This window comes from Frankia sp. CpI1-P (assembly GCF_001421075.1).
Classification (GTDB): Bacteria; Actinomycetota; Actinomycetes; order Frankiales; family Frankiaceae; genus Frankia; species Frankia torreyi.
This window is the reverse complement of the sequence record NZ_LJJX01000026.1, coordinates 1-13005: the sequence shown is the minus strand read 5'-3', so window position 1 is coordinate 13005 and position 13005 is coordinate 1. Positions and strand designations below refer to the sequence as shown.

8 protein-coding genes and 10 pseudogenes are annotated in these 13005 nt (G+C 73.2%); all 18 read left to right on the top strand.

From position 1 onward, the window contains the following. Positions 1–1236 (top strand): nitrogenase iron-molybdenum cofactor biosynthesis protein NifE (nifE, locus tag FF86_RS17675; RefSeq protein WP_242418968.1); only part of this gene is annotated, 1236 nt, incomplete at its 5' end. Further along, the gene (locus FF86_RS17670) at positions 1236–2900 is read left to right on the top strand and encodes a nitrogenase component 1 (protein WP_055867613.1); all 1665 of its coding nucleotides are present in this window, start codon (positions 1236–1238) and stop codon (positions 2898–2900) included. The genes nifE and FF86_RS17670, both read left to right, overlap by 1 nt. Continuing rightward, complete coding sequence (gene nifX / locus FF86_RS17665) at positions 2894–3325, top strand: nitrogen fixation protein NifX (RefSeq protein ID WP_044885608.1); 432 nt, start codon at positions 2894–2896, stop codon at positions 3323–3325. The genes FF86_RS17670 and nifX overlap by 7 nt, the downstream gene beginning before the upstream one ends. Then, positions 3322–3733 (top strand): annotated as a pseudogene (locus FF86_RS17660) (NifX-associated nitrogen fixation protein); the annotation flags it as partial. The gene nifX and the pseudogene FF86_RS17660, both read left to right, overlap by 4 nt. A gap of 21 nt (positions 3734–3754) precedes the next feature. Further along, positions 3755–4003, top strand: coding sequence for a CCE_0567 family metalloprotein (locus FF86_RS17655; protein WP_044885606.1), 249 nt, complete (start codon positions 3755–3757; stop codon positions 4001–4003). Further along, positions 4000–4276: pseudogene (locus FF86_RS17650) on the top strand (nitrogenase-stabilizing/protective protein NifW); the annotation flags it as partial. The gene FF86_RS17655 and the pseudogene FF86_RS17650, both read left to right, overlap by 4 nt. Before the next feature lie 118 nt (positions 4277–4394). Further along, positions 4395–4973, top strand: a complete 579-nt coding sequence (locus FF86_RS17645; protein ID WP_044885604.1) for a nitrogen fixation protein NifZ — start codon at positions 4395–4397, stop codon at positions 4971–4973. Beyond that, a pseudogene (nifB, locus tag FF86_RS17640) lies at positions 4970–6242 on the top strand (nitrogenase cofactor biosynthesis protein NifB); the annotation flags it as partial. The gene FF86_RS17645 and the pseudogene nifB, both read left to right, overlap by 4 nt. A 1-nt stretch (position 6243) precedes the next feature. Continuing rightward, positions 6244–6502, top strand: a 259-nt coding sequence (locus FF86_RS51115) for a NifB/NifX family molybdenum-iron cluster-binding protein (protein WP_304438153.1), incomplete at its 5' end; no start/stop codon positions are given. After that, positions 6499–7119 (top strand): iron-sulfur cluster assembly accessory protein, encoded by a 621-nt coding sequence (locus tag FF86_RS17635; RefSeq protein ID WP_055405993.1) that lies wholly within the window; start codon positions 6499–6501, stop codon positions 7117–7119. The genes FF86_RS51115 and FF86_RS17635, both read left to right, overlap by 4 nt. 260 nt (positions 7120–7379) lie before the next feature. Further along, a pseudogene (locus tag FF86_RS17630) lies at positions 7380–7987 on the top strand (HesA/MoeB/ThiF family protein); the annotation flags it as partial. 1 nt (position 7988) lies between these two features. Further along, positions 7989–8213: pseudogene (locus FF86_RS51110) on the top strand (HesA/MoeB/ThiF family protein); the annotation flags it as partial. After that, a pseudogene (locus FF86_RS51105) lies at positions 8210–8580 on the top strand (aminotransferase class V-fold PLP-dependent enzyme); the annotation flags it as partial. The pseudogenes FF86_RS51110 and FF86_RS51105, both read left to right, overlap by 4 nt. Position 8581: 1 nt before the next feature. Continuing rightward, a pseudogene (locus tag FF86_RS51100) lies at positions 8582–9215 on the top strand (aminotransferase class V-fold PLP-dependent enzyme); the annotation flags it as partial. 1 nt (position 9216) lies between these two features. Beyond that, a pseudogene (locus FF86_RS51095) lies at positions 9217–9655 on the top strand (cysteine desulfurase); the annotation flags it as partial. 84 nt (positions 9656–9739) lie between these two features. Next, positions 9740–11301, top strand: a pseudogene (locus tag FF86_RS17620) (2-oxoacid:acceptor oxidoreductase subunit alpha); the annotation flags it as partial. 1 nt (position 11302) lies between these two features. Further along, positions 11303–11677, top strand: a pseudogene (locus FF86_RS51090) (2-oxoglutarate ferredoxin oxidoreductase subunit alpha); the annotation flags it as partial. Positions 11678–11787: 110 nt separating this feature from the next. Then, a complete protein-coding gene (locus FF86_RS17615; RefSeq protein WP_044885599.1) occupies positions 11788–12870 on the top strand; it encodes a 2-oxoacid:ferredoxin oxidoreductase subunit beta in 1083 nt (360 codons plus the stop codon). Positions 12871–13005: the final 135 nt, after the last annotated feature.

Below are 13005 nucleotides of genomic sequence, written 5' to 3'. Positions count from 1 at the left end.
GGGGCGATGATCACCCTCGTCCCGATCACCGACAGCGCCCACCTCGTGCACGGCCCGATCTCCTGCGCCGGCAACTCCTGGGACGGCCGGGGCAGCCTGTCGTCCGGGCCGACGCTGTTCCGCCACGGTTTCACCACCGACATGTCCGAGAACGACGTGGTGCTCGGGGGCGAGCAGCGCCTGTTCGACTCGATCTGTGAGGTCGTCGAGCGGTACGCGCCGCCCGCGGTCTTCGTCTACTCGACCTGCGTCACCGCGATGATCGGCGACGATCTCGGCGCGGTCTGCGCGGCCGCCGCGGAGCAGACCGGGGTGCCGGTGATCCCGGTCGAGGCCCCGGGCTTCGTCGGGAACAAGAACCTCGGCAACAAGATCGCCGGTCAGACCCTGCTGGACCACGTGATCGGCACCGTCGAGCCGGGTGACGTCACCGACCTCGACGTCAACCTCATCGGCGAGTACAACATCGCCGGCGAGCTGTGGGACGTCGTGCCGCTGCTGACCCGGCTGGGGATCCGGGTCCGGTCCTGCATCAGCGGGGACGCCCGCTACCGCGACATCGCCGCCGCCCACCGGGCGAAGGCGACCATGGTCGTCTGCTCCCGGGCGCTGCTGGGCCTCGCCCGCGGCCTGGAGGAGCGCTACGGCATCCCGTGGTTCGAGGGCAGCTTCTACGGCGTCAGCGCGATGGGCGACACCTTGCGGGGCTTCGCCCGTCTGCTCGATGACGACGAGCTCTCCCGCCGCACGGAGGAACTCATCGCCGTCGAGGAGGCGGCCGTCGAGGCCGCGATCGCGCCGTACCGCGCCCGACTGACCGGCCGCAAGGCCGTGCTCTACACCGGCGGCGTCAAGAGCTGGTCGATCGTCTCCGCGTTGCAGGACCTCGGCATCGAGGTCGTCGGCAGCGGCATCACCAAAAGCTCCGACGGCGACGTCGACAAGATCCGCGAGCTGCTCGGCGACGCCAAGATGATCTCCGAGGGGAGCCCGCGGGAACTGCTGCGGGTGGCCGAGGAGACCGGCGCCGACATCCTCGTCGCCGGCGGCCGCAACCAGTACACCGCGCTCAAGGGCCGGTTGCCGTTCCTCGACATCAACCAGGAGCGGCACATCCCCTACGCGGGCTACACCGGCATGGTCGAGTTCGCCCGCCGCCTGGACATGGCGATCGCGAGCCCGGTCTGGGAGCAGGTCCGCCGGCCCGCCCCCTGGGACCTGGTCGGGGCCCACTGATGACCGAGATCATCACCGGGGAGCGGCGCGCCGCGATCGACCCGCTCAAGTTCAGCCAGCCGCTCGGTGCCGCACTCGTCTTCCTCGGCCTCGCCGACTCGCTGCCGATCATGCATGGGTCGCAGGGCTGCGCGTCGTTCGCCAAGGCCCTGTTGACGCGGCACTTCAACGAGCCGATCCCGCTGCAGACCACGGCGATCAGCGAGGTGACCGCGGTCATGGGCAGCGGGGAGGCCATGGTGGCCACCCTCGACGCCATCCGCAAGAAGCAGCGTCCGGCGATCATCGGCCTGCTCACCACGGGCGTCACCGAGGTCTCCGGGGAGGACATCGGCGGCCAGTTGCGCACCTACCTGGCCACCTGGGCCGACGCCGACGCCGACACCGCGCCGCTGATCATTGGGGTGTCCACCCCGGACTTCCTCGGCGGGCTGTCCGACGGCTGGTCGGCCGCGCTGGAGGCGCTGATCCGGGCGGTGGTGCCCGCGCCGATGACGGCCGAGGCCGGCTCGGACGCGCCGACCGCGCTCATCGCGGCCTCCGCCCCGCCGGCCGCCACCCTCCCCGCCGCCCCGCCGGCCGCCGCCTCGTCGGCCGCCACCATGCTGGCCGGCGCCGCCCGCGCGATCCCCGCCGCGGCGCCGGTCACCACCACCGTCCCGGCCTCGCCCCTGTCCCGGCGGGCCGGTACGACCGACGAGGACGTCGCCGACCGGAATCTGGTCGCCGTCCTCGCCGGTCCCGCCCTCACCGCGGCCGACCTCGACGAGGTCGCCGGGCTGGTCCGGGCGTTCGGGCTCGACCCCGTGCTGGTGCCGGACCTGTCGGCCTCGGTCGACGGCCACCTCGCCCCGGCCTGGCAGCCGACGACGACCGGCGGCGCGGGCCTCGCCGAGCTGCGCTCGCTGCGCCGCGCCGGCGCCGTGCTTGTCGCGGGCGCCACCGCCGCCCCCGCGGGCGAGCTGCTCGCCGCCCGCACCGGCGCCCGACTGCTGCACCACCGGCACCTGTCCGGCCTGACCGAGACGGACGCCCTGGTCGCGGAGCTGATGGCGCACACCGGCCGGACGGCCCCGGAGCAGGTCCGCCGGGCCCGCGCGCGCCTTGCCGACGGCCTGCTCGACGCGCACTTCGTCCTCGGCGGCGTCCGGGTGGCGATCGCCGGCGAGCCCGAGACCCTGCTGGCCGCCGGTTCGCTGCTGCGCGACGTTGGCGCCGAGATCGTGACCGCGGTGTCGCCGACTCCGGCGCCGGCCCTGGCCGACGCGCCGTGGGCCGAGGTCGTCATCGGCGACCTGACCGAATTCGCCGAACGGGCGCAGGCGGCCGGTGCCGAGCTCGTCCTCGGTTCCAGCCACGCCCGGGGAATCGCGGAGCGGATCGGCGCCGCTTTCCTGCCGATCGGATTTCCGATCTTCGACCGGCTTGGGACGGCGTTGGCCGGCACCGCCGGCTACGCCGGCAGCCTGCGGCTGCTGCTCGACGCGGCGAACCGGGTCCTCGACCACGGGCACGCACACGCCCGGCCGGGTCGGCCGCCGCTGCCCGCCTCGCCGGGATCCGCCGCGGCCGGCCACCGGGCCGCCACCGAGATTCCCCAGCAGGGGCGCGCGACGGCAGAACCCGACGAACTCGACAACCTGTTCCAGGAGTCCCCGTGTTGAAGATCGCCTTCGCGACCGGCGACGGCACCGCCGTGGACCAGCACTTCGGCTGGTGCCGACGGTTCGACGTGTACGAGGTCGGCCCCGAGGGGTCACACCTGTTCGAGACCCGGCTGCTCGAGGCGGCGTCGGACGACGAGCAGGACAAGATCGAATCCAGGCTCGCCGCGGTCACGGACTGCGTGATCCTCAACATCGCCGACATCGGCGGGACCGCCGCGGCGAAGGTTGTCAAGGCCAAGATCCACCCGGTGAAGGTGGCCAAGGGCACCAGCGTGGAGGACCTGCTCACCCGCTACGTCGCGACGCTGGCCGGGACCCCGCCGCCCTGGCTGCGCAAGGTCCTCAAGGCCCGCGAGCCGCAGCCGGCCGCGCAGAGCTGGACCCGCAGCGTCGCCGCGGTGCTGAAGGGAGACGCGGCATGAGCGAGGCGAAGGACTTCCTGCGTGACCTGCTCGATCAGGTCCGGGCCGGCGACTCCTACGGCCAGCTCGATCGGTTCTCCGACTCCCAGCTGCTCGCCCCGTTCGTGGTGACCAAGGAGCAGCGCCGCACGATCGCGACCAACTGCGACCTCGATATCGCCACCGCGGCCCGGCTGCGGTCGTTCTACCAGGCCGTCGCCGCCGCCACCGAGAAGGCGACCGGCGCGTTCACCACGACGATTCTCGACCTCAACAGCGAGGGCTTCGGTCGGGTGATCATTTTTGCGGGTCGACTCGTCGTGCTCGACAACGCGCTGCGCGACGTGCAGCGGTTCGGCTTCAACTCGTCCGAGGAGCTCGCCGCCCGTGGCGAGGCCCTGGTGCTCGGCGCGAGCAAGCTGATCGAGCNCTGGAGCGAGGTCGCCCGCGATGACTCCTGAGCCGCCAGCCCCGGACACCGCGAGCCGCGACGCCGAGAACCTCGACGCCGCCGCCGCCCAGCAGCGGCTGCGCAAGCTCCACAGCAAGGCCACCCGACTCAAGCTTGATCTTCACGACCTCGCCGAGGACCTCCCGATCGGCTGGGAGGGCCTGCTCGACGTCGCCCGCCGGACCTATGACGCCTATGCCGAGATCGCCCTGTTGGAGGGCCTGGCCGAGAAGGAGACGTCGCGATGAGCGCGACCACCGACGCCGGCCAACTGGCCGAGTTCAACCGCTGCTCCACCGCGGAGCAGTACTTCGACCTGCTGGAGGTCGACTACGACCCGCGGGTCGTGGCGGTCAACCGGCTGCACATCCTCAAGCACTTCGCCGGCGAACTGGCCAAGCTGCAGGACGCCGGCGCCGACACGGAGAACCCGCGGCATCTCCTGCGTGACTACCGCGACGCGCTCGTCCGCTCCTACGAGGCGTTCACCAACGCCGGCGCGCTGGACCACCGCCTGTTCANGGTGCTGAAGGATCGCGCGCCGCAGGCGGCGGACTTCGTNCCGACATCCGAGATCACTGTGCAGCGGCCGGNCTCGACCCAGCCATCGGAAACGTCCGAGCGGACGGAGGAGGCCCGATGACCACCAACACCTACGACGTCGGCGACGTCGTCATGGCCGCCAAGGCGCTGCGCAACGACGGCACCTACCCGGACCCGGCGATCTCCATCGGCGAGATCCTGGTCGAGGCCGGCACCCGCGGTCAGGTCATCAACGTCGGCCTGTACCTGCAGGAGCACATCGTCTACGCGATCGCGTTCGAAAACGGCCGCATCGTCGGCGCGCTGGAGCGCGAGCTTGAGGCCGCCGAGGACGCCGAGGACGCGACGCAGGCGGAGCCCGCGGCCACGCCCACCGCCGCCGCGGCGGCGGAGGGCTCGGCCCCGGCCGCCGTCCTGGTGGCCGAGAAGGTGCCGGCCGAGCCCGCGGCGCACGGTGCCGGCGGGCACGCGGCGAAGACCTGCAAGCACGGGTCCGCGAACTGCAAGTCCGCCGCAGCGGACGCCGAGCCCGCGGTACCGAGCACGCCCGCCGAGCCCGCCAAGGCCGCCACCCCGGCCAAGCCCGCCACCCCGGCCAAGCCCGCGCCGCCGGCCAAGCCCGCGGGCAAGACCGTCGGCGCCGGCACGCCCGGCGCGAAGGACGGTCGACGGTGACGGGGGAGCCGGCGTTCGCCGCCGCCCCCGCCGGCGGGCTCCCCCGGCGCAGTGCGCAGGCGCCCGCCTCCGCCGGCGGCTGCAAGACCACGACGAGCTGCGGCACCAGCGCTCCCGTGCAGGACCCGGAGATCGCCGAGAAGATCGCCAACCACCCGTGCTACAGCGCCGAGGCGCACCAGTACTACGCCCGCATGCACGTCGCGGTCGCGCCCGGCTGCAACATCCAGTGCAACTTCTGCAACCGGAAGTTCGACTGCGCCAACGAGAGCCGGCCGGGCGTCACGAGCACCCTGCTGACTCCCGAGGACGCGCTCGCCAAGGTCAAGCTGGTCGCCAGCGAGATCAAGCAGATGAGCGTGCTGGGGATCGCCGGGCCCGGTGACCCGCTGGCGAACCCGAAGCCGACGTTCCGCACGATGGAGCTGGTGGCCCGGGACTGCCCGGACATCAAGCTGTGCCTGTCGACCAACGGCCTGCGCCTGCCGGAGTTCGTCGACCGGATCGCCGACCTCAACGTCGACCACGTGACGATCACGATCAACATGATCGACCCTGAGGTCGGCGAGCGGATCTACCCGTGGGTCGCCTGGCGGGGCAAGCGGTACACCGGCCGGGAGGCCTCGAAGATCCTCTCCGAGCAGCAGCTCGCGGGGCTCGCGGCGCTGACCGAGCGGAAGATCCTCTGCAAGGTCAACTCGGTGATGATCCCCGGGATCAACGACGAGCATCTCGTCGAGGTCTCCCGGACCGTCAAGGGGCTCGGGGCCTTCCTGCACAACGTGATGCCGCTGGTCTCGGCGCCCGAACACGGCACCGTCTTCGGCCTGACCGGCCAGCGCGGCCCGACCCCGCAGGAGCTCAAGGCCCTGCAGGACCGGTGCGAGCAGGACGACGGCGCCGAGATGAACATGATGCGCCACTGCCGGCAGTGCCGCGCCGACGCGGTCGGCCTGCTCGGCGAGGACCGCGGCGACGAGTTCCTGCCCGAGACGTTCCAGGGCCGCGAGATCGTCTACGACCTCGCCGGCCGCCAGCAGGCGCACGAGGAGATCGAGCGCTGGCGCACCGAGGTCGCCGCGACCCGGCAGACCCTCAACATCGCCACCGGCGCGCGCACCCCCGACGTGCCGGCGGCCGAGCCCGTGCGGCCGGCCGAGGTCGTCCTCGTCGCGGTCGCCACCAAGGGCAGCGGCGTCGTCAACCAGCACTTCGGCCACGCCGGCGAGTTCTGGATCTACGAGGCCGGCCCCGGCTGGGCCCGTCTCGNGCAGACCCGCGACGTCGACCGCTACTGCAACGGCCCGTCGGACTGCGACGAGGACGCCTCCAAGCTCGACCGCACCATCGAGATGTTGTCCGACTGCGCCGCTGTGCTGTGCAGCAAGATCGGCCTCGGGCCGCGCGAGGCGCTCGAGGAGGCCGGCATCGAACCGGTCGAGATCTATGACCTGATCGACAAGGCGGTGGCCGAAATCGGCGCCCGCCTCGTCACGGACCGCGCCCCAGCGGAGGTAGGCACCCCATGACCGCGACCGCCACCGTCATCGAACTGACCGACAAGGCCGTGGCGCAGGTGCGTCACCTGCTCGGCTCGACCCCGGGCACCGAGGGCTTCGCCCTGCGCATCGGCGTCGACCCGGGCGGCTGCTCCGGCTACACCTACAAGCTGGCGCTCGTGCCCGGCGCCGAGACCGGCGACGTCGTGCTGCCGCAGGACGGCTTCGACGTCGTCGTGCACACGACGAGCGTCGACCTGCTGCGCGGGATGCGGGTCGACTACACCGAGACGCTGACCTCCTCCGGCTTCACCTTCGCCAACCCGAACGCGAAGAGCTCCTGCGGCTGTGGGTCGTCGTTCGGCTCGTCCGACGATCCCGAGCGCACCGCGGCCGACGCGAAGCTGCGCGAACAGGTCGAGGAGATCATGGAGGAGATCCGCCCGATGCTGCGCGGGGACGGCGGGGACGCCGAGGTCGTCGCCGTCCTCGCCGGGGGCGGTCAGCCCGGCTCCGCCGAGGTGCACCTGCGCCTGACCGGCGCCTGCGGCGGCTGCTCCAGCGCGAACGCGACGCTGACCGGCGTGATCGAGGCCCGACTCAGGCAGCAGCTGCCGGAGATCGGCCGGGTCGCGCTGGTCGCCTGACCGCCCCGCCCGGACGGGGGTGACGGCATCGGATGGCCGCGGGTCCGCGGACCTGCCGGCCATCCGGAGCCGCCCCCCCCGGCGGACACCCCGCCCGACCGGGCCGCCCTGGCCCTGATCCCGCCCCTGGCTCTGGCCCTGACCACGGCCCTGACCCCGCCGATGGTCCTGTTCCACCTCTGACCCTGTTCCGCCCCTGGCCCTGACCCGCCTGACCAGTGCGCCTTTCCACCCGTCCTGCCGAATCCGCGGAGAGCTCGATGGTCACTGCTCGGTCTCACTCTCACCCGCGCCTGCGGTCGATGTGCCCCGGCCCGCCTGCGCGGATCCTGCCCGTCCAGGCGGCCCCGCCCGCGGCCGAGACGTCCCGGCGCTTCGACCGGCAGTTGACCATCCCCGGCTTCGGGGTGGCGGCCCAGCGGCGGTTGAGTCGGGCGACGGTGCTGGTGGCCGGCGTCGGCGGCGTCGGCGGGGCGGCCGCGACCTACCTGGCCGCCGCGGGGGTCGGACGCCTCATCCTGATCCACCCGGGCGACCTGGAGGAGCCCGACCTGAACCGGCAGACGCTCATGCGGCCGGAGCGGGTCGGCGAGCCTCGGGTCTTCTGCGCGGCGGACACCCTGCGCGCCCACCACCCGGGCGTCGAGATCGTGGCGGTGGACCGCGACCTCGCGGACCCGGCCGTGCCCGGCCTGATCGCCGAGGCGGACGTCGTCGTCGACGCCCGGCACAACTTCCCCGAGCGGTATCTGATCAACCGGCTGTGCGTGCGGGCGGAGGTGCCGCTGGTCGTCGCCGCGATGAACGCCACCGAGGCGTACCTGATGGTGGTCCGGCCGGGGGAGCCGTGCCTGCGCTGCGTGTTCGGNGAGGGCGACCCGGCCTGGGAACCGCTCGGCTTCCCGGTGCTCGGCGCCGTCGCGGGCACGGTGGGCTGCCTGGCCGCGACGGAGGCGCTCAAGGTCGCCGGCGGATTCGCCGAGCCGGCGGTCGGCCGCCTCGTCCATCTCGACCTGTGGGACGTCGACCTGCGCACCCCGCGGACCCGGCGCGACCCGGCCTGCCCGGACTGCGGCCCGGGGGGCACGCCGTGATCTACCTCGACCACAACGCGACGACGCCGGTCGACCCCGAGGTCCTCAACGCCATGCTGCCGCTGCTGCGGGAGCATTTCGCCAACCCGGCGAGCCCGCACTCGGCCGGTCAGGCCGTCGCCCGGCTCGTCGAACGGGCCCGTCGCGACGTCGCCATCCTGGCCGGCGCGCGCCCGCGCGACGTGGTGTTCACCAGCGGTGCGACCGAGGCGGCCAACCTGGCGATCGCCGGGGTGCTCGCCACGGCGCCGGCGAACCGGCGGCGCGTCCTGGTCGGGGCCACCGAGCACCCGGCCGTCCTCGCCGCGGCGCACGCCGCCGCCGACCTGCACGGGGGCAGCGTGCAGACCGTCCGGGTGCATCCGAGNGGCGCCATCGACCTGGCCCATCTGCGCGCGCTGCTGCACCCCGTGCCGCCGCCCACTGCCGGGCCGCCGCCCACTGCCGTGCCGCCGCCCACTGCCGGGCCGGCCGCGGATCCCGAGGGCTCAGGGGGCTCCCGGGGCCGCGGCGAGGCCGGCGAGGCCGACGAGGTCGCGCTGGTCGCGGTCATGGCGGCCAACAACGAGACGGGGACGCTCAACGATCCCCGACCGGTCGCCGCCCTCGCCCACGAGGCCGGAGCCCTGTTCCTGTGCGACGTCACCCAGGCGTTCGGCCGCATCCCGGTCTCGGTGACAGAGACGGGGATCGACTTCGCCACCGCGTCCGCGCACAAGATCTACGGTCCCAAGGGCACCGGCGCGCTGATCGCCGGCCGGTCGGCGCGGGCACGCCTCGTGCCGCTGATCCACGGCGGCGGGCAGGAACGCGGCCTGCGCGCGGGCACCCTCAACACTCCCGGCATTGTCGGCTTCGGCGCCGCGGCCCGCATCGCCGCGGCGATGATGGACGACGAGGCCACCCGGCACCGGGCCCAGACGGAGTTGCTGTTCGACCTGCTCGTCGGCTGGCTCGGCCTGAGTGCCCTGGAGGTCAACGGGCCGGTCGAGGACGGCACCGNCCGGCCTGGCCCGATCCGGCTGCCGAACACGCTGAACCTGCGCTTCGTCGACGCCGATGCCGACGCCGTCCAGTCCTGCCTGCCGGACGTGGCGGTGTCCGCGGGCTCCGCCTGCCACGGCGGCGGGAACGAACCGTCCCCGGTGCTGCTGGCGATGGGCCGCTCGGCGACCGCCGCGCGGGAGAGCCTGCGGTTCAGCGTGGGCCGGTTCACCACCGTCGACCAGATCCACGCCGCCGCCGCGACGGTGGCCCGCGCCGTGCTGCGCGTGCAGTCCCTGCGGGCGGTCGGGTCCGGCGAGGTCCCCCAGCCCGCCGAGCCCGCCGGGTCCGAGCGGCCGGGTGCGAGCGGCCGGCCCCCCGCCGGCTGGTCCGACCCGGTCACCCCGCCCCCGGGGCGGACCCCGGAACTACCCGTTCCCCGATCTGCCCTGCCCTGAATGACCGGCCCGCGCTGCCAGTCTCGCCACGTCGTGGTCCTGGCACTCCCGGCGCGGGATCGCGACGTTGAGATGAGGTCCCTCATGCCCACCGAGCAGTTGTCCGAACGGCCCGAAGGGGCCAGACGGCTGGAGAACGTGGTGATCCGCTTCGCCGGCGACTCCGGCGACGGGATGCAGCTCACCGGTGACCGGTTCGGCGCCCAGGCGGCCGCGATCGGTAACGACGTGGCGACGCTGCCGAACTACCCGGCGGAGATCCGCGCCCCAGCGGGCACCGTGGCCGGCGTGTCGAGCTACCAGCTCCACATCGCCGACCACGACATCCGGACCCCCGGTGACCAGCCTGACGTCCTCGTCGCCATGAACCCCGCGGCGCTCAAGGCCAACGTCGCCGAGCTGCGCCCCGGCGGCGTCATCATCCTGGACACCGACGCGTTCACGGTGCTGGGCCTCGAAAAGGCCGGCTACGACGTCGACCCGCTGACCGACGGCTCGCTGGACGCCTTCCAGGTGCACGCCGTCAACCTGACCGGGTTCGCCGCGGCCGCCGTCGCCGATCACAACCTCAAGCGCAAGGACGCCGCGCGGACGAAGAATATGTTCGCCCTCGGCCTGGTGTCCTGGATGTTCAGCCAGCCGATCGAGGACACGATCGCCTACCTGCACAAGCGCTTCGCCTCGAAGCCCGATGTGCAGGCCGCGAACGTCTCCGCGCTGCGCGCCGGCTGGATCTACGGCGAGTCGACCGAGGCCTTCGCGAACGTCTACGAGGTGAAGCCGGCCCCGCTCCCGGCTGGCACCTACCGGCACATGAAGGGCAACAAGGCCGTCGCGTACGGCCTGGTGGCTGCGGCGCATCAGGCCGCGATGCCGCTGTTCCTCGGCGCCTACCCGATCACCCCGGCGTCGGAGATCCTGCACGAGCTGTCCGCGCTGGCCTCGTTCGACGTGCGGTCCTTCCAGGCCGAGGACGAGATCGCGGCCATCGGCGCGGCGATCGGCGCGTCCTTCGCCGGCATGCTCGGCGTGACCGTCACCTCCGGGCCCGGGATGGCGCTCAAGGCCGAGGCGCTCGGCCTCGCGGTGATCATGGAGCTCCCGCTCGTCATCGTCAACGTGCAGCGCGGTGGGCCGTCCACCGGCCTGCCGACCAAGACCGAGCAGTCCGACCTGCTGCAGGCGCTCTACGGCCGGCACGGCGAGGCGCCGATGCCGGTGATCGCCGTGCGCTCGGCGGCGGACGGCTTCGACGCCGCGATGGAAGCCGCGCGGATCGCGCTGGCCTACCGCACGCCGGTCATCCTGCTCTCCGACGCCTACATCGCCAACGGCAGCGAGCCCTGGCGGGTCCCCGAGGTCGAGGAGCTGCCGTTCATCGGGATCGACCTGGCGACCGAGCCGAACGCGGTCGACGCGGAGGGCAACCCGGTCTTCCTGCCCTACGCGCGTGACCCGATCACCCTCGCCCGGCCGCTGGCGATCCCGGGCACCCCGGGGCTGACCCACCGGATCGGCGGCCTGGAGAAGGCCGACCTCACCGGCGCGGTGTCCTACGACCCGGACAACCACGACCTCATGATCCGGACTCGGCAGTCGAAGATCGACAACATCGACGTGCCGCCGCTGGAGGTCGACGACCCGAGNGGTCCGCCCGGATCCGGTGCGGACGTGCTCGTGATCGGCTGGGGTTCCACGTGGGGCCCGATCGGGGAGGCCTGCCGGGAGGTGCGGGCGCAGGGCATGAAGGTCGCCCAGGCGCACCTGCGCCACATCGCGCCGCTGCCGGCGAACGTCGCCTCGGTGCTCTCCGAGTACCACACCGTGCTCGTGCCCGAGATGAACCTCGGGCAGCTCGCCGGCCACCTGCGCCGCGAAACCCTGATCGACACCGTCGGTTACAACCAGACCCGCGGGATGCCGTTCCGGACGGCGGAGCTCGCCTCCGTCATCACCCGGGTCATCCAGGGAATCGACGCCGACTCCGACACCGCGCCGGACGCGGCCACGAAGCCGGTCGGCNACGTCGGCGCGCGCCTCGCGGCCCGGTCGGAGGCGGCGTCGACGAAGTCCGCGGCCCACACCGGCACCCCCACTGGTACCCAGCACGACGCAACCCGGGAGGCGGGACGATGAGCACGGTCAACGGAAAGGCCGAGGAGCCGGCCGGCGCGAGCGGCCGGCGGGCGCCCACGGTGGCGGACTTCACCACCGGCCAGGAGGTCCGTTGGTGCCCCGGCTGCGGGGACCACGCGATCCTGTCGACGATGCGCGGGCTGCTGCCGGCCCTCGGCGTCCCGCCCGAGAACACCGTGGTGGTGTCGGGCATCGGCTGCTCCTCGCGGCTGCCGTACTACCTCGACACCTACGGCATCCACTCCATCCACGGTCGGGCGCCGTCGTTCGCAACCGGCATCTCGATCAACCGCCCGGACCTGTCGGTCTGGGTCGTCACCGGTGACGGCGACGCGCTGGCCATCGGCGGCAACCACCTGATCCACGCGCTGCGGCGCAACGTGAACCTCAAGATCCTGTTGCTCAACAACGAGATCTACGGCCTCACCAAGGGGCAGGCCTCGCCGACGTCCAAGGTCGGCACGATCGGCCCGTCGAGCCCGTTCGGCTCGCTCGACAACCCGTTCAACCCGGTCGCGCTCGCGCTCGGCGCCGGGGCGACGTTCGTGGCCCGCACGCTCGACTCCGACCGTCGCCACCTCACGGCGACGCTGACCGCCGCCGCGGCGCACAAGGGCGCGGCGCTGGTGGAGATCCGCCAGGGCTGCCCGACGTTCAGCGCGATTCCCCGCCAGGGCGGCCGGGGCGCCGCCCAGGCGGCCCCCGCGGAGCCGGACAACCCGGGTGCGCCCGAGCACGGCCCGATCCGGCTCTCGCCCGGCCTGCCGATCGTCTTCGGCACCAACGAGCAGTGGGGCGTGATCCGCGACCCGAGCACCGGTGAGCTGGGCATCGGTCACGGCGGCGACTCCCGCGTCGTCGTCCACGACCCGGGCACCCAGAACTCGACCTACGCCTACGCGTTGGCCCGCCTGGCGGAGACGTCGCTCGCCGAGCCGCCGATCGGGGTGTACCGGTCGGTCTCCCAGCCGAGCTTCGACCAGCTCTACCAGGAGCGGCTGGCGACGGCTCGCCCCGGCGGCCGTGGTGATCTGCGGACGCTGCTCAAGGGCACCGACTCCTGGACGCACGCCGGCTAGCACCCAGATCGCCGGCCGGGGAGCTGCGCCCCCGGTCGGGGCGGACGGGCGGCCGGGCGGACCGCCCGTCCCGCGATGTGAGGGGACCAGGCCGACTCCGGTCGGCCTGGTCCCCTCGTGTGCGTGCCCGCCCTC